The organism is Streptomyces sp. NPDC087263, assembly GCF_044744645.1.
Lineage (GTDB): Bacteria > Actinomycetota > Actinomycetes > Streptomycetales > Streptomycetaceae > Streptomyces.
The window spans coordinates 890,906-912,230 of sequence record NZ_JBIUYT010000002.1; the positions used below are offsets into that span (position 1 = coordinate 890,906).

The following is a 21,325-nucleotide window of genomic DNA, read 5'->3' on the forward strand; positions in this document are numbered from 1 at the left end:
CGAAATTCAGTAGCCTTCTGACCGGGCCGGCCCCACGCTGCAAGCCATGGAAGAACCCCAACGCGGGATCCGTGCTACCTACGCCGAATCCACGATCACCGTCTACCAGGCGTACTCGCCGGAGATCGGCCTGCCCGCGGTCCGCGAGGGCCGTTTTCCCGGCGGGTGGAAGCGGGACAGGATGACATGGATCAAGCCGTCGTTCCTGTGGATGATGTACCGCTGTGGCTGGGGCGCGAAAGCGGGGCAGGAGACCGTCCTCGCTGTCGAGATCCGCCGTGACGGCTTCGAGTGGGCACTGCGGCACGCGTGTCTGTCGAGCTACGTCCGCGGGGTGCACCCGGACCGAGCCACCTGGCAGCGTCAGCTGAGGCGTGCGCCCGCTCGCGTGCAGTGGGACCCCGAGCGGGACCTGCACCTCCAGCCCCTGCCGTACCGGTCCTTGCAAGTGGGTCTCTCCGGCGAGGCCGTACGACGCTACGCCGACGAGTGGACGGTCGCCATCCGCGACGTCACTCCCCTCGCCCACGAGATCCACGCTCTCGTCAGCGGCGGCGACCTGGACTCCGCCACCCGGCTGCTGCCCCAGGAACGCCCTTATCCCGCTGGAGAGGAACCTCTTGCCCACCTCCTGGGATGAGTCTCGCCGTAGCCCCCGCTCTCCTGGCGGCCTTCTGGAGGGAGCGGCGTCCGTCGGGTCCTCCCGTCGCCGGCTGCGCGGTCCGCACACCGGCTGGCTGTCCAGTCGGCCGGGCGGTCGCTGAGGGAGAAGCAGCAACGCCGGTCAGGTGCAGGGGCGGCCCGGACCGGCTGCGGAGGTTCGGTCAGTCAGACTCCGTGCCCCGCCGGGCCGCCTTGCGGGGTCAGCCCGCCGTGCGGGTGGGGAGCCGCCAGCCGGGGCGCGGGAAGTGGCAGGTGTAGCCGTCCGGGTAGCGCTCCAGGTAGTCCTGGTGCTCGGGCTCGGCCTCCCAGAAGGGGCCGACCGGCTCTACCTCGGTGACGACCTTGTTCGGCCAGAGTCCGGAGGCGTCCACATCCGCGATCGTGTCCTCGGCGATCCGCTTCTGCTCGTCGTCCACGTAGTAGATCGCCGAGCGGTAGCTGAGGCCGATGTCGTTGCCCTGGCGGTTCTTGGTGCTCGGGTCGTGGATCTGGAAGAAGAACTCCAGGATCGCTCGGTAGTCGGTCTTCTCGGGGTCGAAAAGGATCTCGATGGACTCCGCGTGCGTGCCGTGGTTACGGTACGTCGCGTTCGGCACGTCACCCCCGGAGTATCCGACCCGGGTCGCCGTAACGCCCGGGAGCCGGCGAATCAGGTCCTGCATCCCCCAGAAGCATCCGCCCGCCAGCACGGCCCTCTGCGTCTGCGCAGCCATTGCGGCCCTCCAATATCTGTCAGCTCGGTCACTCGGGCTGCTCGGCTCACGCACCACCGGCATCTCACCCACTCCCCTCAACGCGTGAGGGTTCCGAGCGATTCCGCGCCCGCCCGGGCAGGCCCTGCGGTCGGCCGCCGGGAGGGTGCACCGGCCTGGTTCTGCGGGACGGAATGCCGGTAGGGCGGACGGGGCAGACGCCCTGGTACGTCGGCGGGTACCAGGGCGTCCGCGAGGGCGCGCCACCGAGTCGGGGCGCGATCAGGTGCCGTAGACCTGGAACTCCCAGAGCGAGTAGCCGTACTGGGTGGCGCGCGCGGTTCCGTACATCCGCACATACCGCCCGGAGCCGGTGGCGGTCAGTGTCTGGTTGCCGCCGCTGCCCGCCGTGGTCGAGTAGACGGTGGTCCAGGTCGTCCCGTCGGCCGAGGTCTGGATCTGGTACGCCGTGCCGTACGCGCCCTCCCAGTTGAGCCCCACCGAGCTGATGGTGTGGGTGGCGCCGAGGTCCACCTGCAGCCACTGCGGGTCACTGAACGCGCTGGACCAGCGGGTGCCGGTGTTGCCGTCGACCGCCATCGGAGCGGTGAAGCTGGTGTTCTCCGAGGACAAGGCGGTGGCCGTCCTGCCCTGCGACAGGAGCGTGCCGGTACCCCCGCCGGACGTCGAGCCGTAGAGCCGGAACTCGTAGAGAGAGGCGCCGTAGGTCGAGTTTCTGGCCGTGGCGTAGATCCTCACGTATCTCCCGGAGCCCGACAGCGCGGTGTCCTGGAGGAGTTGGGGACTGTTGTTGTTGGAGTAGATCGTGGTCCACGTAGTGCCGTTCGTGGACGTTTGTATCTGGTAGGCCGATGCGGCCGCCGCCTCCCAGATCACCGAGGCGTGGGTGAGGGTGTAGGTGGCGCCGAGGTCGACCTGGAGCCACTGCGGGTCGCTGAACGTGCTCGACCAACGGGTGCTGATGTTGCCGTCGGTGGCATTGGCCGCCGAGAACGACGCGCTCTCCGCCGTCGACGCCGTGGTGGGCTTGCCCTGGGCGATGTTGGTGCCCGTGGTGCCGGCCGGCGCCTTGTTGTAGACGGCCACGTAGTCGATGTTCAGCGAACCGCCGGACACGGTGGCCGCGGTGGGGCCGCCGCCGTACGCGGCGGGGAAGGCGCCGCCGATGGCCAGGTCGAAGATGATGAAGAAACTGTGGTCGACCGCGTTGGACCAGGCGGTGGCGTCGACCTGGTTGGAGCTGAGCGTGTAGGAGAGGGCGCCGTCGAGATACCAGCGGATCTGCTCGGGAGAGGTCGAGCGGTCGATCTCCACGGCGTACGTGTGGTACCCGGTCTGGCAGCCGGAGCAGGCGCGTTCGCCGCTGCCGACGCCGGTGTTCTCGTTGCACGGGCCGCCCGGAGCGGTGCCGCAGTGCAGGGTGCCGAACGTGGAGCTGCGGCCGTTGATGTCCTCCATGATGTCGATCTCGCCGGAGCCGGGCCAGACCGTTCCGACCCGCAGCGGGGAGCCCAGCATCCAGAACGCGGGCCAGTACCCGAGGCCGTTGGACGTGCTGACGTTCGGCTGCTGGATGGAGGCCTGCATCCGCACCGCGCCGCCGGGCAGCGCGCCGAAGCCGTCGGCCTGCGTCTCGACCCGGCCCGAGGTCCAGCCGGCTACCGGGTCGGTGCCCGTGTGCAGGGCCTTGAGCACCAGATGGCCGCTGCCGTCCTGGTAGACGTTGGCCGTGCTGTTGGTCATCGTCTCGACCTCACCGGTGCCGAAGGTCCAGCCCTCGCCCACGTCGTAGCGCCACGTCCCGGTGTCCAGACCGGTGTTGGCGGCGCCGGTGAAGTCGTCGCTCCACGTGGTGGTGAATCCGGCGGGTGCGGTCGGTACGGCCGCGGGGGCGGCCGCCGCGGCGGGCTGTGCCGCGATGGCCGTCGCCGGGGGCTGAGCGGAGGCTCCCTGACTGGAGGCTCCCTGGGCGGCGGGCGCACCGGCCAACGCGACCGTCGCGACGGCCGATACCGCTGCGAGTATGCCAACGCCCGTTCGCCGCCTGCCTCTTCGGCTCGAAAACAGGTGCAAGCGCGTGCCTTTGATGGACATCCGTGCTCCTTCCCCTCGTGGGGGGCGAGGGGCGGCCACTTGGCGCTGCTCCGTCAGGCGGCGTCCCTATGGGTGGAGGTGAGAGCGCTCTCAGGAGCGTGTTCCTCACGTCGGGTCCATGTCAATAGAACGGGCACAACCCCCCGGAGAACGCGACCGCCGCCTCGACTTGCTGTCGGTCGACGACGGATCGGCTGGACGCCAGGTCAGTCCACCGCAGGCGACGAAGGAACGCGCGGAATCGCGGAGTTGGGGTCGAATCCTGCGAACGCCAGCCCGATGACAAATCCCGCCACCTCTTCCAACTGGTGGACGCGATCCAGCGCCCCGAGGGTCGCCGGTGTCCCGCCGACGCCGCGCACCAGTTCGCCGACGATGCGCAGTGCCGCCGTATCGTCGCCGCACATCGCGACGGTCACGCGAGACCCGGCAGCACCGGGAGGGCTCGTCCGCCGCGCCGCCCGCTGCCCCGCCCGCTGCCCCGTCCACTGGCTCGTCCACTGGCTCGTCCACTGGCTCGTCCACTGATCGGCGGGAAAGAGGTGGAACGCCTTCACGACGTGGGCCCCCGGAGCGAGCTCGGCGATCCGCCTCGCCATCGGCTCACCGGGTTGGGTGAGCAGAGCACCGACGCCATGCGCGACAGCGTTCGTGGGATCGATCAACGGCGTCCCCTCAAGCAGACCGTCGGACGCGCCGGCCAGTCGCAGCATGTCCTCGACGCCGTCCCATGACACCGCGAGCAGCACCGCATCGCGCCCGGTGACCGCCTCACGCGGCGCGACGGCGAGCACTCCGTGGCCCAGCCGCTCGGCAAGCTTCTCCGCCCTGACCTGCGACCGCCCGCCGATCAGCACCTCGTGACCTGCACGTGCCCAGCCCTCGCCCAGGGCCGCCGCCAGTGTCCCTGTTCCCAGAATTCCGATGCGCATCGTTGCTGCCTCTCTCGCGCCGTAGCAGGCCATGGCAGGCCGTAGCCAGTAGGGCAGTTACGGTAGGGAAGGCGTTACGCACCGATCAGTGCGTGACCAACGCGCGACGATGGGCGGCGAGATGACTGATCCCGAAACCCACTGCTACGAGTTGGTCGCCGATTGCCGTCTGCGTGCGGCCACCGATCTCTTCGCCCACACCTGGGATCCCGTTGTGCTGGCGGCTCTTCGCACGGGACCGCGCCGACGCCGCGCGCTGCGCGCCGCGATCGGCGGCATCAGCGACAAGGTGCTGACCGACACCCTGCACCGCCTGCTCGCCGCCGGTCTGATCGACCGTCACGCACATGCCGAGGCGCCCCCTCGTGTCGAGTACGGCCTGACCAGTCTGGGCCGGAGTCTCGTCGAGGGCCCGATGACGGCACTCGGACACTGGGCCGTCGAGCACGGTGACGAGCTCCTCGAAGCCCAGGAGAGCGCGGCACGGACGCCCGGATGACGTACTGCTCATCGCCGTACGGCTCGCTCCCTGCAACTCGGGCCGCCCGGTGGGCCGTACGACGGTACGCGGACGAGTGGACGGTCGCGCCCATGGGAGCAGCCATGGCCCCCTACACCGCTGGGCAGCTCAGTGCCGTGTGGAGCGCCGTCACTGTGCTTGCCGGCCGGTCGGCTGTGGCTCCGATGCCGGGGTCGGTTCTTCGTCGAAGGTCATTTCCGGTGGGGCTTTGCGGAAGCCCTTGGTGAGGTAGGCGAGGTAGCAGATCCCGATGGCCAGCCAGATGAGGCCGAGGGTACGGGCCTTGCTGTCGAGGTGGACCAGCAGCCACAGGTCGACGAGGGCACCGACGGCGGGAAGCAGGACGTAGGACCACAGGGCGGGGCGGTGGCCTTTACGGCGCTCGCGGACGTAGGTGGCGATGACGGAGAGATTGACGAAGGTGAAGGCGGTGAAGGCACCGAAGTTGATGAAGGACGTGGACGTGGCGACATTCATGCGCAGCGCGATCAGGCCTACCGCACCCGCCAGGAGGATGTTCAGGGCAGGGGTGTGGTACTTGGGGTGGATCCGCCCGAAGATCTTCCGGGGCAGTACCGAGTCGCGGCCCATCGCATAGAGCAGCCGCGAGGTGCTTGCCTGCGCGGCGATTCCGGAGGCGAACTGTGCGACGACCAGGCCGGCCAGGAACAAGGAGGAGAACAGGTCGCCGCCGATCTCCTTCGCGATCTCGAACGCGGCGGAGCTGGGATCGGTGAACGCGTACCCGGGGTGCGCCAGTTGCGTGGCGTAGGCGACCGCGACGAAGATGCCGCCGCCGATCACGGCGATGAGCAGGATGGCGCGGGGAATGGTGCGCTGCGGCTGGACGGTCTCCTCGGTCAGCGTGGTGACCGCGTCGAATCCGAGGAAGGAATAGGCGGCGAGGGCGGCGCCGGAAGAGACTCCCGCGAGGGTGGTCGCCTGATTGGCGAACGGTGTGGCGCTGACGAGTCCCGACGCTCCCTGGTCCTGGAAGACATGCCGCAGGCACAGCAGAGCGAAGATCAGGACGACCAGGACCTGGAAGACCATCAGCAGGTCGTTCACGCGCTCCGCGGTCTTGATGCCTCTGATGTTGAGCGCGGTGGTGATCGTGATGAACGCGATGATCCACACCCAGAACGGCACTGAGGGGTACTCGGCCTGAAGATAGGCCCCGCCGATCAGCCAGATGACCATGGGCAGGAAGAAGTAGTCCAGCAGAGTCGCCCAGCCGACGAGGAACCCGACCCTGGAGTCGATGGAGCGCCGCACATAGGTGTAGGCCGACCCGGCGACGGGGTGGGCCGCGGCCATCTTTCCGTAGCTGTGCGCGGTGAAGAGCATGGCGCCCAGCGCCAGCAGGTAGGCCGTCGGTACGGCGCCGTGGGTGGTGTCGGCGACGACGCCATAGGTGCCCAGCACGATGATCGGGGCCATATAGGCCAGCCCGAAGACCACGACGGATCTCAGGGTCAGGCTGCGGGTGAGGGTGGGAGCAGGGGTGGGAGTGGGTGGGGACATGGTGTTCCTTGTGCCTGGGGACGGGGAGGAGGCGCCGGGGGGAGCGGATCAGTGGTCCGCGGGCCGCCAGCGGCGGGGGTCCAGGCGGCCGTCGTAGAGCGGCAGGTCGATGGGGGCGTCGGTGTCGGTGAAGTGGTCCCACATGCGGTTGAGGCCGGCGGTGCCGAAGGCGCGTACCCGCGTGACGTCGTCCAGGTCGAGGACGTCGGTCAGCACGGTCGGCCCGGAGTCGGACGCCTGGACACGGATGCGCCCCTCGGGATCGACAACCAGGCTGCGCCCGGTGCCGATCGGGCCCGCGGTGTTGACGCTGACGACGTAGACCTGGTTGACGATGGCGTTGGCCTGGGCGATGACGAGTTCCTGGGCGCGGTCCGACGAGGTGGTCATGACCGGATTGACGATCACCTCGGCTCCCATCCAGGCCAGGTGACGGGCCACTTCCGGGAACCAGGCGTCGTAGCAGATCGCGAAACCGATGCGGCCGGCTTCCGGGAGGTCCAGGACGACGAAGCGGTCACCGGCGGCGTACGGCTCGTAGGGCCGCCACGGGAAGATCTTGCGGTAGTGCGCGGCGAGGTGCCCTTGCGGTGAGAAGGCGAGGGCGGTGTTGAAGAGCTCGCCGGTCGCACCGCGCTCGCACACGGTGCCCGGGAACAGCCAGATGCCCAGATCACCCGCGAGCTCGGCCAGCAGCTTCACGCGCGGGCCGTCGAGAGGCTCCGCCGCGGCCTGCAACCGGCTCTCCGATTCGGCGGCCGGGCCGTCGACGCCGCACAGGTGCAGCTCCGGGTAGGCGATCAGCCGGGTCTGCGGGAAGCGCGCCAGCACTCCCTCGACGTCTTCGGCGAATCCGGACAGGGGGTCCGTGGCCAGGCGGGGAGGGGCCTGGACCAGAGCGACGGGGAGGGGTCGGGACATACGCAGGAAATTAACTCAAGATGAGCTCTTATACAATGGTCTCATTATGAGCGATTTAACTGGCCGCTACCTTGAGCGCATGGCTGGCACCCCGAACGAATCCGCACCGGCCCGTGCCGAGGAGACCGTTCTCTCTCTCAACTCGCCCAAGCTGAACGGCATTCGACGGCTGACGGCGCTGGACACGGTGCGCGCCCGCATCGCCATGGCGGTCGATCTCGGACTGCTCTCCCCCGGGGAGCGGCTGCCGCCGACCGGTGCCATTGCCCGGGCGCTCGACGTCGGAGAGATCACCGTGCGCCGCGCGCTCAGCTCCCTGTGCGCGGACGGCGTCCTGGAGCGCAGGCGTGGCCGCAACGGCGGCACCCTGGTGGCCGAGCAGCCGACACGGGAGGCGGTCGACGCGGCCGAGGTGTATCGCGGTCAGACCTCCGAGGTGCACCGCCTGATCGACGAACGAGTCGTCATGGAGTGCGGGATCGCTCATCTCGCGGCCCGCGGCGCGACCGCCGCCGCCCTTGATGAGCTCCAGCGGCTCGTCGCCGCCATGGACGAGGCGGAGAGCTGGGCGGAGTTCCACTCCTGCGACGAACGGTTCCATCTCGCCCTGGCCGGCGCCGCCGGCCTCGACTCGACCGTGGAGACCTACGGCACCGTCCTGCGCAAGCTCTACGAGTACTACCTCCCCTATCCCCTAGCCGCCCTGCGCGAGTCCAACGAAGAGCACCGGGCGCTGGTGGAGGCGGTGCGCGCGGGCGACGCCGCACTGGCGGCGGACATCGCGTGCCGGCACGTTCGGACACTGCACCGCACGATGTTCATCGGACTGGCGGGCGGAGCCGCGGAGCGGTGAGGACGGCCCCCGCGACACCGGCCACCGACAGATCCCCAGCGGGTCCGGGGACTGGCGGGCGGAGCCGCGGGAACGGTGCGGACGGACCCCGTGGCGTGCTGGCCGAGAGCGCCCCAACGGGTCCGGGTCACAGCTTCGGGGCCGGTAGGAGGAGAGCGGGGAGGGTCGGTCGTGATCGCGCGACAGGACCAGGCCGCATGAACCGCCACGACGTACCGCACGAGGGGCCTGGCAGCATCGTGGTCGAAAAAGTCTGACCGGCAAGGCAGTCGAACTCCGTTCCGCACCCGTTCTTTACGGGGGAACGAGGGAGGGCACATTGAACGCCGACGAGGAACGTGAGTTCCGCGAGTTCGTGGCGGCGCGGTCGAAATCGCTGCTGCACACGGCCTATCTGCTGACCGGGGACTGGGAGCAGGGCCGTGACCTGCTCCAGACCGCGCTTGCCTCCACCGCTCGGCGTTGGTCGAAGCTGCGGGACCGGCAGCAGCCGGAGACCTATGTACGCCGGGCGATCTACCACGCTCAGGTGGACCGCTTCCGACTGCTCAGCTGGGGACGGGAGACGGTCACCGACACCCTGCCGGAGCAGCCGTCCGGGCAGGTCGGCGGCGGTGACTGGGCCGAAACCGTGGTCCAGCGGCAGGACATCATGGCCGCGCTGCGGCGACTGCCCAAGCGCCAGCGCGCGGTGATCGTGCTGCGCTACTTCGAGGACCAGCCGGACGCCGAGATCGCCGCGATTCTGGGCGTCGCCCAGGGGACGGTCCGCAGCCAGACCCACAAGGCCCTCGCCACTCTCCGCAGCGCCTTGGCCGAGGCAGCGCCGTCGGCCACCTCCTCCTCCACAGTCTCCGGAAGGGGCGTCATCGCATGACCGACTCGACCGAACACCCGCTGCACGAAACGTTGCTGCACGATGCCTTGCACACCCATGTCCAGCAGGGCGGGGGCAATGCCGCCGGTCCCTATCTGGTCGGCCTGGCCGACGGCGCCTTGCGGGTCGCCCGGCGGCGGCAGCGGCTGGCCCGCGCCGGGGTCGGCATCGCCGCCGCCGTGGTGATCGCCACCGCTTGGGTGACCATCCCGGACGGCGCGACCCAGCAGACGCACCGCGTTCAGCCCGCCGCAGAGGGCACGGGGAACACCGAGAAGGGGGTTTTGCTCTCCATCCTTCCGGTCACCTCGTCCACGGAGCACGCCTGCGCCCCAGGCAGCGGCGGCTACACCGTGGAGGCGAGCGAGAGCCACCCGGGGCTCTGCATCCAAGCCGACCGGGCCGGCGGCATGACCGACGTCCGTGCAGCCTCCGCGAAGGCCTCCGAAAGCAGCGTCGAGGGCGCCTGGCTGGTCGAGGTGACCCTCAACTCCGCCGACCGGACCCGTTTCGCCGCCCTCACGGGCTCCCTCGCCTCGAAACCGTCCCCGCTCAACGGAATCGCCATCGTCATCGACGGCAAGCTCTGGGGCAATCCCTACGTGGCCGCCTCGCTCACCGGCGGTCGACTCGAAATCGTCGGGGCCTTCGCCGGGGAACTCACCAGCGCCACCGCCCACGACCTCGCCCTCCGGCTGAATCCCGGTAGTTGACCGGCATACGCCGTGACCTGCACTGATAGCCGGTACAGGTCACACAACCCCGGAATCCCCCACGTCACAGAACAGACCCGGCTTCCTACGACTGCTCCGGCCACGTCCGGCGAAGAGGACCGTGAACGAGTCTTGGTCTTGGCGTGGGTCATCAAGCGGCGTTCACAGGTGACAAGGGCACCTGCCTGAACGCTGCACCGTTCATGAAATCTGTTGGTCGAGTCCCAAGGCGTGGATCATGGCGCCGTGACGAAGTGGCCGAAGAGGACAGCAGGGCTTTTCGGCGGCGGGCCTCACACCACTACCGCGGACGGTTGGACTCTGGATGTCGTCACGCCGGCCTGGCCGAATGACCGAGTCCTGCTCTCCCACAGGAAGGCACGGCCATGGATGAAGACGACAGCTTGCGCCAGTACGGCCTGCACCCCGTCGGGGCGAACCTCGACGAAGTACGAGCTCTGCTCACCGTACAAACCCGGTTGGAGGGGCGCGCTCAGGGAGATGGCGACACGGCGTTGATGAAGTTGTGCTGCGTACAGCTGTTCAACGCCGGAACGCTCGAAGACATCCTCCTCATCTGGCAGGCGAAGTCCGCCAGCATGGACGCGCACTGCTCGATCGACGTCCAGTTGCTGTGCGGCAGCGGCCTGGCCACGACCAAGGCGTACCTGTCGAGTCAGCACCTGCCCGAAGCCGAAGCGGCGCTGCAACAACTGCTCCGATGCGAAGCGGCCGACGACTTCGAGGACTTCAGCGTCGAAAGCCGCTCAGCCCTCTACGCCGCCTACTACGCGCCCTGACGCCGGTCTCCGACGTTGCTCTGGCTGGGCCCCCGGTTCCGACCACCCCGACAAGGGAGCTTAAGGTAAGCCTTACCTAATTCATCGATCGGAGTCGCTGTGCGCACCTGGGGATCAAAGGCCGTACTGGCCGTTGCCGTCGTCGGCGGGCTGTTGGCCGGATGCTCATCCAGCGATGAGGCCTCCTCCCAGAGCGGGAGCGCCTCCTCCGACTCGGACCGCAATCTCGTGGCCGGCGCCTCCGCGGGACCCTCCGTGGCCCCCAGCGCCGTCGAAGCCGGTATGGGCGCCGGGAGCGCCAAGGACGGCGAGTTCCCCCGGACGGTCGGGCACTTCGAGGGCAGGACGGAGATCAAGACCGAGCCCGAGAAGATCGCCGTGCTCAGCACCGGACAGCTGGACGACCTGTTGTCCCTTGGGATCGTCCCGACGGTCACGACGCGCGCCGACAACGCCGGGCTCGTCCCGGACTACCTGGCGGACGCCTTCCCCGCGGACAAGAAGCAGCTCGCGGAGATGACCGACGCGGGCACCCGCCAGGCACCGAACCTGGAGACGCTGGCCGCCGCCAAGCCCGACCTGATCCTGCTCAACGACTCGCTCGGTGACCTGTACCCGAAGCTGTCGAAGATCGCGCCGACCGTCGTCACGGCCGGCAACGGCATCAACTGGAAGCGGGACCTGCTGCTCGTCGGCGACGCGGTCGGCAAGGGCGAGCAGGCGCAGAAGCTGCTCGACGACATCGCGGACGACGCCGCCACCAGTGGCAAGAGCCTCGGCGACCCGGCCGTGTCGATGCTGCGGTTCACGCCGGACCGTACGCGGATGTTCGGGGTGTCCTCCTTCACCGGGTCGATCGCCGTCGACATGGGGCTCGGCCGGCCCAAGTCGCAGCAGTTCAAGGCGATTTCGCAGGACATCGGCGCGGAGAGCATCGACACCGCGGACGGCGACTGGATCTTCTACTCCGTACAGGGCGACGCGTCCAAGACCGACGCGGGCAGCGTGCTCGCCGGACCGCTGTGGAAGTCGATGAAGGCCGTCGAGGCGGGCCGGGCGGTGAAGGTGGACGACGACCCCTGGTACCTCAACGCCGGTCCGACCGCCGCGCGGCTCGTCATCAAGCAGCTCACGGACACCATCGGCAAGTGAACCGGCAAGCGACCAGCCGTACGACGGCCGGCGGGCGCACGGCCGCCGGGCACACGGTCGGCAGGCGTACGGCCGTCAGGCGCACCGCCTGGCTCACCGCCGCCCTCCTCCTCACGGTCACCGCCGTCGCGCTCAGTCTCGCCGTCGGCACCCGCCCCGTCCCCCTGTCCACGGTCCTCGACGCCCTGGTGCACGGCGGGGGTTCACCGGACGCGCTGGTCGTACGGTCGCTGCGGGTGCCGCGGACCGCGATCGGGCTGACGGCGGGGGCGGCGCTGGGGCTCGCGGGGGCGGCGCTACAGGCGGTCACCCGCAATCCGCTCGCCGATCCGGGGATCCTCGGACTGAGCCAGGGCGCGGCGGCGGGCGTCGTGTTCGCGATCGCGCTCGGCCGGGCGAACGGCTTCTCCGGCTACGTCTGGTACGCCTTCGCCGGGGCCGTCGCCGCCGCCTGTGTCGTGTACGCCATCGCCTCGCGCGGGCGCGGTGGCGCCTCGCCGGTGAAGCTGGCGCTCGCCGGAACCGCGCTGTCCGCGATGACGGCGGGGGCCACCACCGTTGTCCTGACGTCGAGTTCGGCGACCCTCGACCAGTTCCGGTTCTGGCAGGTGGGCGCGCTCAGCGGACGGGACGCGGGGACCGTCGGGCGGATGCTGCCCTTCCTGATCGCCGGCGCGCTCCTGGTCCTTGCCTGTGCCCGCGGCCTGGACGCGCTCGCGCTCGGCGACGACACGGCGCGGGCGCTGGGCCACCGGGTCGCGCTGGTACGAGGGTGTGCGGCGCTCGGCGCGACCGTGCTCACCGCGGCCGCGGTCGCCGCCGCCGGGCCGATCGCCTTCATCGGCCTCGCCGTACCCCACCTCGCCCGACGCCTCGTCTCCGGCGGCCACCGCTGGACCCTCCCGCTGTCCGCCCTTCTCGGCGCCGCCCTGCTGCTCGCGGCGGATGTGGCAGGACGTGTGGTCCGCGCCCCAGCTGAGGTCCCGGCCGGCGTGATGACCGCGCTCGTGGGCGTACCCGTACTGATCGTGCTCGTACGCCGGAAGTCGGTGGGCGGATGAGCACCGGCACTTACCCCCAGTCAGCGGGCCTCTCCGCCGTCCGCCACCGCGGCCTCTCCGTCCTCCTGCACCGGCGCTCGGCAGCCGTCGTCTGCGCACTCGTCCTGGTCCTCGCGGGCGTGATGCTGCTGTCGGCGTGCGTCGGGCAGACGTACATTCCGCCGGGTGAGGTCTGGCGGGTGCTGCGTGGTCAGGGTGGCCCGTACGAGCTGATCGTCGGTGAGCTGCGCGTCCCGCGGATCGTGCTCGGCGCGCTGGTCGGCACCGCGCTCGGGCTGTCCGGAGCGCTCGTGCAGACCGTCACGCGCAACCCGCTCGCCAGCCCGGACGTGATCGGCGTCGGGCACGGCGCCGCCGCCGCGACCGTCCTGGCGCTCGCCACCGGAACCGTCGCCTCACCGGGCGCGCTCCCCGCCGTCGCCGTCACCGGCGGTCTGGTGGCCGCCGCGCTGGTGTACGTGCTGGCCTGGCGGCACGGGATGCAGCCAAGTCGGTTCGTGCTGACGGGAGTCGGGATCGGGGTGGCGCTCTCGGCCGTCGTACAGCTGTATCTGACCGAGAGCGAACTCTCCCAGGCCGAAGCGCTCAAGCTGTGGCTGACCGGCAGCCTGAACGGGCGCGGCTGGGAGCAGGCGGGGCCGCTCGGCTGGGTCCTGCTCCTCTCGCTGCCCGCGCTGGTGTGGGCGAACCGGGCGCTGCGGCCACTCGGCCTGGACCCCGAGACGGCCGCCGCGCTCGGCGTGCGCGTGCACCGCACCCAACTCGGGCTGACCTTCCTGGGCGTGGTGCTGGCCGCGGTCGCGACGGGTGCGGCGGGCCCGATCGGTTTCGTCGCCCTCACCGGGCCGCAGTTGGCCCGCCGCATCACCCGCACACCTCAACTGCCGCTCGTCGCCTCCGGGTTGACGGGAGCGGTCATCGTGGTCGCCGCGGATCTCGTGGCCCGTACGCTGCTGCCGCCGCTGGAGATCCCGGTGGGGGCGCTCACGTCCCTGGTCGGAGGGCCGTATCTGCTGTGGCTGCTGGGGCGTTCGGGCAGGCGCTGACCCCGGGCCCGGAGAACCGGACCCGGGTTCAGCGGCCTACCGCAGGCCTGGCTAGATCGTGGCCGTGTCGATCACGAAGCGGTAGCGGACGTCGCTCGCGAGGACCCGCTCGTACGCCTCGTTGATCTCGGAGGCGGTGATCACCTCGATCTCGGCGCCCAGGCCGTGCTCGGCGCAGAAGTCGAGCATCTCCTGGGTCTCCTGGATGCCGCCGATGCCGGAGCCGGCGAGGGTCTTGCGGCCCGAGAGCAGGGAGAACAGGTTGAGGGAGATCGGCTCCTCCGGGGCGCCGACGTTCACCAGAGCGCCGTCCGTCTTCAGCAGGGAGAGGTACGCGCCGAAGTCCAGCGGAGCGGAGACCGTCGACAGGATGATGTCGAAGGTGCCGGCCAGCTCCTCGAAGGTCTTCGAATCGCTGGTCGCGTAGTAGTGGTCGGCGCCCAGCTTCAGGCCGTCGTCCTTCTTGCGGAGCGACTGCGAGAGGACGGTCACCTCGGCGCCGAGCGCGTGCGCGATCTTGACGCCCATGTGGCCGAGGCCGCCCAGGCCGAGGACGGCGACCTTCTTGCCGGGACCGGCGTTCCAGTGCTTGAGCGGGGAGTACGTGGTGATGCCGGCGCAGAGCAGCGGTGCGGCCTCGTCGAGGGAGATGCCGTCGGGGACGCGGACGGTGTAGTTCTCGTCGACGACGATGTGCGTGGAGTAGCCGCCGTAGGTGGGCGTGCCGTCCACACCGATGGCGTTGTACGTCTGGATGTTGCCCTTGACGCAGTACTGCTCCAGGCCCGCCTTGCAGTTCTCGCACTCGCGGCAGGAGTCGACCATGCAGCCGACGCCCGCGCGGTCGCCCACCTGGAACCTGGTGACGCCGGGGCCGACCTCGGTGACGATGCCGGCGATCTCGTGGCCCGGGACCATCGGGAAGATGCCCTCGCCCCAGCCCTCGCGGGCCTGGTGGATGTCCGAGTGACAGATACCGGCGAACTTGATGTCGATCAGGACGTCGAACTCGCCGACCTCGCGGCGTTCGATGGTGGTGCGCTCCAACGGCGCCTTGGGGGCGGGGACGGCGTACGCAGCAACAGTGGTCATGCCGGGGTTCTCCTAAGGAGTGGTCGTGTACCCGGCTGCCTTCTGACCTTGCTGACCTTCTGACCGGGTACGTCGTCCAGCGTGCCCGCTCGCGCGACATTCACCCAGGTCACCGCCTTACGTACGTTCGCTGGTCCTACTACTGGCGGGGTCAGCCTCCTGCGCGTACGACCGGGAATGGACCGTGAATACTGGAGGCATGGACCCACAGCCTTCTCAGCAGCCCGCGGGCGCGGCGGGGCAGCCGCTGGACCAGCGCGCCGAGCTCAGCGAGTTCCTGCGCACGCGCCGAGCCCGGCTGAAGCCGGAGGACGTGGGGATGCCTGACTTCGGACGGCACCGGCGGGTGCCGGGGCTGCGCCGCGAGGAGCTGGCGCAGCTGGCCGGGGTGTCGGTGGCGTACTACACGCGCCTTGAGCAGGGCAACGGGCGGAACGTGTCGTCGGAGGTACTCGACGCGATCGCCCGCGCCCTGCGGCTCACGGACGCCGAGCACGCGCATCTCACCCACCTCGCGAAGCCCAAGCAGCACAAGAAGAAGCAGGGGGCCCGGCCGCAGCAGGTGCGGGGTGCCTTGCGGCAGCTGCTCGACACCTTGGACGGGGTGCCGGCGTACATCACCGGGCGGCGTTCCGACGTCCTCGTGTGGAACCGGATGGCCGCGGCCGTGTTCGGCGACTGGGCGGAGTTGCCGGCGCAGGAGCGGAACTGGGCGCGGATGGTGTTCCTCCGGCCCGAGTACCAGGATCTGTTCGTGGAGTGGGAGCAGAAGGCGATCGACATCGTCTGTCTGCTGCGCATGGACGCGGGCTGTCATCCCGACGATCCTCGGCTGTCCGCGCTGGTCGGTGAGCTCTCCGTGAAGAGCGAGGACTTCCGGCGGCTGTGGGCCACACACGATGTCAAGGAGAAGGCCCACGGGGTGAAGCGGCTCCGTCATCCCCTGGTGGGGGACCTCTCCCTCCAGTACGAGTCCTTCCAGTTGGCCGGTGACAGTGAGCAGGTGCTGGTCACGTATCACGCGGAGCCCGGGTCGGCCTCCGAGGAGGCGCTCCGATTGCTGGCCAGCTGGGGGCGGGACGCGACCCGTGCCGGGGCGGGGTCACCGCCGTAGCCCGCGGCGGAGCCGCTGAAGGATGCGGCTCGCCCCCTCCGCCCCTGCCCGTCCCTTGTTCCTGGGGGGTCAGCCCCTCCGGCGTTTGAGGAGCGGGGGTTTGGGGGGCGGAGCCCCCAAGGGACGGGAATGGGCAGGGGCGGAGGGGGCGAAAAACCCACCCCCGTCACCCCCGATACGGCGTCACCGTCCCCCACCCCCACCGCGGCACCGGCTGTTCCCCGGGAGCCACCGCGTCGGGGCTGGAGAAGTAGACGGCCAGCCGCGTCCCCCACTCCGCATACGCGACGAACGCCGAGCGGAACTCGGCATCGGTCGGCAGGCCCGCGTCGTCGGCGGCGTCCTGGAGGAGGTTGACCCAGCGGCGGCGCTGGACCTCGGTGATGCCCTTGCCCAGGTGCTTGGCGACCATGTGCCCGTGGCCGCCCTGCGTCTCGGAGTAGGCGGCGGGGCCTCCGAAGACCTCCCCGAGCCAGAGCGCGACATGCGCCGCGTGTTCGGGGGCCAGGTCGGCGAACACCGGCGCCAGGACCTCGTCCTTGAGGACCTTCTCGTAGAAGACCTCGGTGAGGCGGGTGAAGGCCTCGGCGCCGCCCGCCCAGGCGTACAGCGTGGGCACGGCCGCGCCCGTGCCCCGTACCGCCGTCGGCTTGTAGTGACGCATCTCCTCGATGCTGGAGACGTAGGGGCGGATCTCGGCGAGGAAGTCGGCGAAGAGCTCCGACTTGCGGAAGCCCTCCTCGTGGGCCTCGGTCGACGTCCAGGTGATGCGCAGGACGAAGTGCTCGAAGTCCTCCTCGCAGCGCGCCAGTTCGTAGTCGACGCACTCGGGCGCCGCCGCGAGATGGGCGGCTGCCCGGGTGTAGGCGGCGAGGAACTCCGCCGACTGCTGCTCGGGGATGCGGTACCGGATGTACTCGACGGTCTGAACAGTCATGCCCCCACACAAACACGGACGGCCCGCCGGAGGCTCTCCCTCCGACGGGCCGTTCGCTGTGGGCTCACTTCACGTACGGGCTCACTTGCCGTAGTACGCGTTGTAGATCGAGACGGCCGACTTGTTGCCCTTCTTGTCGGTGATCGTCGCGTGGAGCGAGATGCCCTTGCCCTTCGCCGGGTTCTTGAAGGTGACCTTGCCGCTCTTGACGGTGACCTTGGTCCACTTCTTGCCGCCGTCGTAACTGACGGACACGGAAAGGGACTTGAGGTTGCTGCCGGCGGCCGAGCCCTGGACGATGACCGGGATGGTCACCTTCTTGCCGGCCGTGACACGGCCGTCCAGGCCGACGGAGGCGCCGAAGCGGGCCGTCGAGAGCGGCAGCTTCGCGTCGGCGACCTTCTTCGAGCGGAACGTCCAGCTCGCGTTGATCTTCGTGGCGGCCGTGGCCACCTTCGAGGAACGTGTGATGGAGGTGGACAGCTGGTACAGCGAGTCCGCCGCCGGCACCTTGAACTCGCCTCTGCCGTCCAGCGGATCGGCGTTCGCGGCGATCTTGGTGCCGTTGCGGTAGAGGGTCGTCTTGACCGAGGTGTAGAGCGAATCACCGGCGTGACCCGCACCATCGGCGAACATCGGCAGGTAGCCGTAGAGGTAGTCGCCGCTGCGGTAGACGCCGTACAGACTGCTGAGCTTCGGGCCGAAGACCGCGGTGTTGAAGGTCCTCGAGTAGGTCTTGCCCGCCGCGAAGGTCAGCGGGTCGCCCAGGGTGTAGTAGGCCTCGACGCTCGGGTAGCCGTCCGCGCCGACGGGCCCGTACTGCGCGAAGTCGAGACCCCACTTGACCTTGTCCCCGGTGGACACGTGGAGCGTGCGCGTGCCCGGCAGCTTCTGCTCGACCGCGACGCCGAAGGAGAAGTCGTTGGGCAGCTCTCCGTAGGCGGCGACCGCACCCGTCTTGCCGGAGACCGAGGCCCCCAGGTTCGCCTTCACCGTGGCGAGTTCGCTCGCCTTGTAGTGCTTGGTCTTGACGCCCTGGAGCTTGGTGACCTTGCCGCCGGTGAAGATGTCGTATTCGGTGGCGGCGCCCTTGACCCAGGTGCCGGACCAGCTCTGGTTGAGACCGGAGGTGATCGCCGGGCCGACGTGCGCCACCCGCAGGTCCGCGAAGGAGCCCACGCCGATGCCCGTACCGACGCCGGCAGCGTCGTACGAGTAGGAGACGCCTGCGGAGAGCTGCTTCGCCGCCGCATCAGGCACCGTGATGTCGGCGCTCTTGGCGGTGCGCTGGTCGATCGTCACCGTGGTGTTCTTGGTGACGCTCAGCTTGGGCTGGACCAGCCAGTCCAGGCCGCCCTCGATCGTGACGAGGTCCTTCACGAGGATGGTGTCCAGGATGTACGTGCCCTTGGGCACCCGGACGGTGTCGGTGGCGCCGGTGCCCTCACGGTAGAAGTCCCGCCCGTTGGCCAGACCCGAGTAGGCCCACAGGTCGGTGAGGTGGATGGGCTGCTCACCGGCGCGCGTGAGGTAGTTCACGGTGACGTCGTAGGACTCCACCTCGCGCTGCACCGCCGCCGCCGTGCGCACGGTCTGGCCGCCACCGGTCGCCGTCACGTACGACGAGTAGCCGCCGTCCGTGGTGCCGCCCAGCTTCGTGTTGACCGTCAGGTCGACGGAGGCCGTGCCGCCCGCCGGGACGGTGACCGTCTTCGCGCCGAGCGTGAAGAAGCCCGCCGGAGCCGCCTGGCCGCTCGGGTTGGTCGCCGTCGCCGCGAGGTTCAGGGTGACGTCGGCCGTGCCGAAGTTGCGGTAGGTGACCTGCTTGGTCACCGGGGTGTCGTCGGTGTGCGGCCACTGCTGGATGCCGAAGCTCACCGACGAGGTCTCGGCGATCACGGTCTGCTGGATGGCCTTGTCGACCTGGATCCGGCCCGAACCCTGCTGGAACGGCGTGTACGCGCCGCCCTTCGCGGAGCCGGTCAGCGCACCCTTGAGCTCGGTGAACGTCCAGTCCGGGTGCTGCTGCTTGAGGATCGCCGCCGCGCCCGCGACATGCGGGGTCGCCATCGACGTACCCGAGATGGTCACGTAGCCGGCCGGGTTCTCGCCGACCTCCTTGGCTATGACGCTGCCCGCGGCCGAGGCCGCCGTGATGTCCACGCCGGGGGCCGTGACCTCCGGCTTGATCGCACCGTCCAGGCCGGGGCCGCGGCTGGAGAAGGACGCCAGCTTGTCGCTGCCGTCCACGGCGCCGACGGTCAGCGCGTCGGCCGCGCTGCCCGGGGAGCCGACGGTCTGCTCGCCGGGGCCGTCGTTGCCGGCGGCGATGGCGAAGAGGATGCCCTTCTCCTCGGACAGCTTGTTGACCTCGGCCTCGAGCGGGTCGATCTCGGGGGTGTCCCCGCCGCCCAGGCTGAGGTTCACGATGTCGGCGCCCTGCTCGGCCGCCCACTCCATGCCGGCGAGGATGCCGGAGTCCTCGCCGTAGCCCTGGTCGCTGAGGACCTTGCCGTTGAGGATCTTCGCGCCGGGCGCGACACCCTTGTACTTGCCGTTCGACTTGGCGCCCGTGCCGGCCGCGATCGACGCGACATGCGTGCCGTGGCCGTACTTGTCGGTCGCGTCGGGCGAGGTGGAGAAGTTCTTGGACTCGGCCACCTGGCCCGCGAGGTCCGGGTGGGTCGCGTCGACTCCGGTGTCCAGGACGGCGATCTTGACGCCCGTGCCGTCGTAACCGGCGGCCCACGCCTTGGGAGCGCCGATCTGCGGTACGGACTTGTCGAGGCTGACCTCGCGCACGCCGTCCAGCCAGACGTTCGCGACGCCGGAAGCGGTGCCGCCGTCCTCGGTGACCGCGTCCCACAGCTCGGTGGCGTCCTGCTCGGGCGTCAGCACGGCGTCCGCGTTCAGGGACTTGAGGGTCCTGCGGACGGTGCCCGCGTCACGGACGTCGCCCTTGGCCGCCGTCGCCGTGCCCTTGTAGCCGACGATCACCTTCAGTCCCTGCTTCTGGGACTTGAGGGACGCCGCCGTGTTCAGCTCGGTGACGTCGAAGAGCCGCTGGTCGATCTTGCCGGTGGCTATCAGACGCTGCGCGTCGGCCGGCACCACGAAGGTGTGGCCGTCGGCCTCGCGGGTCCGGACGGGCATGTTCTCGCGGCCCTTGGCACGCTCGACGCCGACGACACGGCCCTTGGCGTCGACGGCCACCCGGTCACCGGTGATCAGCGTGATGTAGTGCTTGGCCGTGAGCGCGGCCTGCTTGGAATGCCCCGTGGCAGTTGTGCCACTCGCGTACTCCGCCGACGCCGGGGTGGTCATTCCCGCCGCCAGGGCCACAGCGGCCGCCGTGGCGACCGTCGCCAGGCACGCTTTTTTCACTTGTCTGCGCAAAACTCCCCCTGAGATGAGATCCGGACGAATCCCCATTCATCCGGCCGGAGGAAGTTCCGCACGCGCATACGCGCACCCCCCGGAATACGTAAGTATGCCCGGGGGGTGATCGGCTTCTCAATAGCGGGACACAGGTGGGAAGTTGACCGCCATCTTCCGCCGCACTCCCGAAGCCCCTCTTCTGTGCTCCTCTACGCCCCCGCGTTCTCCTTGACGGTTAGCTTGCCCTTGCGGATCGTCGCAACTCGCGGGGCCTTTTTCGCGATAGAGGAGTCGTGCGTGACCATGATGAAAGTGAGCCCGTGCTCCTTCCACATGGTTTCCAGTACGTCCATGATCTCGTCGCGCATCGACTCGTCGAGGTTGCCGGTCGGTTCGTCGGCGAGCAGTACCTTCGGCTGCTTGACCAGCGCGCGGGCGATCGCGACGCGCTGCTGCTGACCGCCGGACAGCTCGGCGGGCAGATGCCCGAGCCGCTCATCCAGGCCCACCGACGCCAGTGCGTCGGCGGCCCGCTGCCGCCGCTCCTTCGCCTTCACCCCGAGGGGTACGAGAGCGGTCTCCACGTTCTCCTGCGCGGTGAGCGTGGGAATCAGGTTGAAGCTCTGGAAGACGAAACCGATGTTCTCGGCACGCACCTTGGTGAGCTTCGCCTCGGACAGCTTCGCCATGTCAATGCCGTCGAGCTCGACGCTGCCCTCGGTGGGCCGGTCGAGCCCGCCGAGCATCTGGAGAAGGGTGGACTTTCCGCCTCCGGTGGGGCCCTGGATGACCAGCCGGTCGCCGTCCGCGATGGTCAGGTCGACACCGGCGAGGGCGTTGATCGTGTCCTTGCCCCGCGCATAGCGCTTGATGACGCCTCTGAGTTCGTACATGGAACAACTCCTGGTTGTACGTAAGGGGGTTGGCCGCGAGAG

General features: G+C 69.6%; 19 protein-coding genes. 10 read left to right on the forward strand and 9 right to left on the reverse strand.

Annotation, left to right across the window (positions count from 1 at the left end):
• Positions 1-46 precede the first annotated feature (46 nt).
• A complete protein-coding gene (locus tag ACIPC1_RS09230) occupies positions 47-640 on the forward strand; it encodes a DUF4291 domain-containing protein (protein ID WP_402514740.1) in 594 nt (197 codons plus the stop codon).
• Between the two features lie 223 nt (positions 641-863).
• Here the strand turns inward: ACIPC1_RS09230 and msrA are convergent, their stop codons facing one another.
• From msrA to ACIPC1_RS09245, 3 genes are all read right to left on the reverse strand, one after another.
• Complete coding sequence (gene msrA / locus ACIPC1_RS09235) at positions 864-1,376, reverse strand: peptide-methionine (S)-S-oxide reductase MsrA (protein ID WP_384386242.1); 513 nt, start codon at positions 1,374-1,376, stop codon at positions 864-866.
• 261 nt (positions 1,377-1,637) lie between these two features.
• Entirely contained in the window at positions 1,638-3,365 is a 1,728-nt protein-coding gene (locus ACIPC1_RS09240) for a discoidin domain-containing protein (protein WP_402514742.1), read from the reverse strand.
• A gap of 311 nt (positions 3,366-3,676) precedes the next feature.
• Positions 3,677-4,402: an NADPH-dependent F420 reductase gene (locus ACIPC1_RS09245; RefSeq protein WP_402514744.1), complete on the reverse strand. Its 726-nt coding sequence runs from the start codon at positions 4,400-4,402 to the stop codon at positions 3,677-3,679.
• Between the two features lie 121 nt (positions 4,403-4,523).
• Here ACIPC1_RS09245 and ACIPC1_RS09250 point away from each other — a divergent pair, with 121 nt between their 5' ends.
• Positions 4,524-4,901 (forward strand): winged helix-turn-helix transcriptional regulator, encoded by a 378-nt coding sequence (locus tag ACIPC1_RS09250; protein ID WP_402514747.1) that lies wholly within the window; start codon positions 4,524-4,526, stop codon positions 4,899-4,901.
• A gap of 150 nt (positions 4,902-5,051) precedes the next feature.
• Here ACIPC1_RS09250 and ACIPC1_RS09255 read toward each other — a convergent pair whose 3' ends face one another.
• Positions 5,052-6,446 carry an APC family permease gene (locus ACIPC1_RS09255; RefSeq protein WP_402514749.1) on the reverse strand — a complete coding sequence of 465 codons (1,395 nt, stop codon included), beginning with the start codon at positions 6,444-6,446 and terminating at the stop codon, positions 5,052-5,054.
• A gap of 48 nt (positions 6,447-6,494) precedes the next feature.
• A complete protein-coding gene (locus ACIPC1_RS09260; protein WP_402514752.1) occupies positions 6,495-7,367 on the reverse strand; it encodes a carbon-nitrogen hydrolase family protein in 873 nt (290 codons plus the stop codon).
• A gap of 79 nt (positions 7,368-7,446) precedes the next feature.
• On the opposite strand from ACIPC1_RS09260, the gene ACIPC1_RS09265 reads away from it, so the two are divergent.
• From ACIPC1_RS09265 to ACIPC1_RS09295, 7 genes are all read left to right on the forward strand, one after another.
• Entirely contained in the window at positions 7,447-8,220 is a 774-nt protein-coding gene (locus ACIPC1_RS09265; protein ID WP_402514754.1) for a FadR/GntR family transcriptional regulator, read from the forward strand.
• A 319-nt stretch (positions 8,221-8,539) separates the two neighbouring features.
• Positions 8,540-9,097, forward strand: coding sequence for a SigE family RNA polymerase sigma factor (locus ACIPC1_RS09270; protein WP_402514757.1), 558 nt, complete (start codon positions 8,540-8,542; stop codon positions 9,095-9,097).
• On the forward strand, positions 9,094-9,810 hold the full coding sequence (locus tag ACIPC1_RS09275) for a SecDF P1 head subdomain-containing protein (protein ID WP_402514759.1): 717 nt from the start codon (positions 9,094-9,096) through the stop codon (positions 9,808-9,810). Before ACIPC1_RS09270 ends, ACIPC1_RS09275 begins: the two co-directional genes overlap by 4 nt.
• 386 nt (positions 9,811-10,196) lie before the next feature.
• Complete coding sequence (locus ACIPC1_RS09280) at positions 10,197-10,610, forward strand: hypothetical protein (RefSeq protein WP_402514762.1); 414 nt, start codon at positions 10,197-10,199, stop codon at positions 10,608-10,610.
• Between the two features lie 99 nt (positions 10,611-10,709).
• The gene (locus tag ACIPC1_RS09285) at positions 10,710-11,762 is read left to right on the forward strand and encodes an ABC transporter substrate-binding protein (protein ID WP_402514764.1); all 1,053 of its coding nucleotides are present in this window, start codon (positions 10,710-10,712) and stop codon (positions 11,760-11,762) included.
• A complete protein-coding gene (locus ACIPC1_RS09290) occupies positions 11,759-12,823 on the forward strand; it encodes a FecCD family ABC transporter permease (protein WP_402514767.1) in 1,065 nt (354 codons plus the stop codon). The genes ACIPC1_RS09285 and ACIPC1_RS09290 overlap by 4 nt, the downstream gene beginning before the upstream one ends.
• Positions 12,820-13,869: a FecCD family ABC transporter permease gene (locus ACIPC1_RS09295; protein WP_402514770.1), complete on the forward strand. Its 1,050-nt coding sequence runs from the start codon at positions 12,820-12,822 to the stop codon at positions 13,867-13,869. Before ACIPC1_RS09290 ends, ACIPC1_RS09295 begins: the two co-directional genes overlap by 4 nt.
• Positions 13,870-13,920: 51 nt before the next feature.
• Here ACIPC1_RS09295 and ACIPC1_RS09300 read toward each other — a convergent pair whose 3' ends face one another.
• Positions 13,921-14,961 (reverse strand): NAD(P)-dependent alcohol dehydrogenase, encoded by a 1,041-nt coding sequence (locus tag ACIPC1_RS09300; RefSeq protein WP_402514772.1) that lies wholly within the window; start codon positions 14,959-14,961, stop codon positions 13,921-13,923.
• A 199-nt stretch (positions 14,962-15,160) separates the two neighbouring features.
• Here ACIPC1_RS09300 and ACIPC1_RS09305 point away from each other — a divergent pair, with 199 nt between their 5' ends.
• A complete protein-coding gene (locus tag ACIPC1_RS09305; RefSeq protein ID WP_402514774.1) occupies positions 15,161-16,075 on the forward strand; it encodes a helix-turn-helix domain-containing protein in 915 nt (304 codons plus the stop codon).
• Positions 16,076-16,241: 166 nt separating this feature from the next.
• Here the strand turns inward: ACIPC1_RS09305 and ACIPC1_RS09310 are convergent, their stop codons facing one another.
• The 3 genes from ACIPC1_RS09310 to ACIPC1_RS09320 form a co-directional block, all read right to left on the reverse strand.
• Positions 16,242-17,012 (reverse strand): group II truncated hemoglobin, encoded by a 771-nt coding sequence (locus ACIPC1_RS09310; protein WP_402514777.1) that lies wholly within the window; start codon positions 17,010-17,012, stop codon positions 16,242-16,244.
• Positions 17,013-17,093: 81 nt separating this feature from the next.
• The gene (locus tag ACIPC1_RS09315) at positions 17,094-20,336 is read right to left on the reverse strand and encodes a S8 family serine peptidase (RefSeq protein ID WP_402514891.1); all 3,243 of its coding nucleotides are present in this window, start codon (positions 20,334-20,336) and stop codon (positions 17,094-17,096) included.
• A 263-nt stretch (positions 20,337-20,599) separates the two neighbouring features.
• Positions 20,600-21,283: an ABC transporter ATP-binding protein gene (locus tag ACIPC1_RS09320; RefSeq protein ID WP_402514780.1), complete on the reverse strand. Its 684-nt coding sequence runs from the start codon at positions 21,281-21,283 to the stop codon at positions 20,600-20,602.
• Between the last annotated feature and the right edge of the window lie 42 nt (positions 21,284-21,325).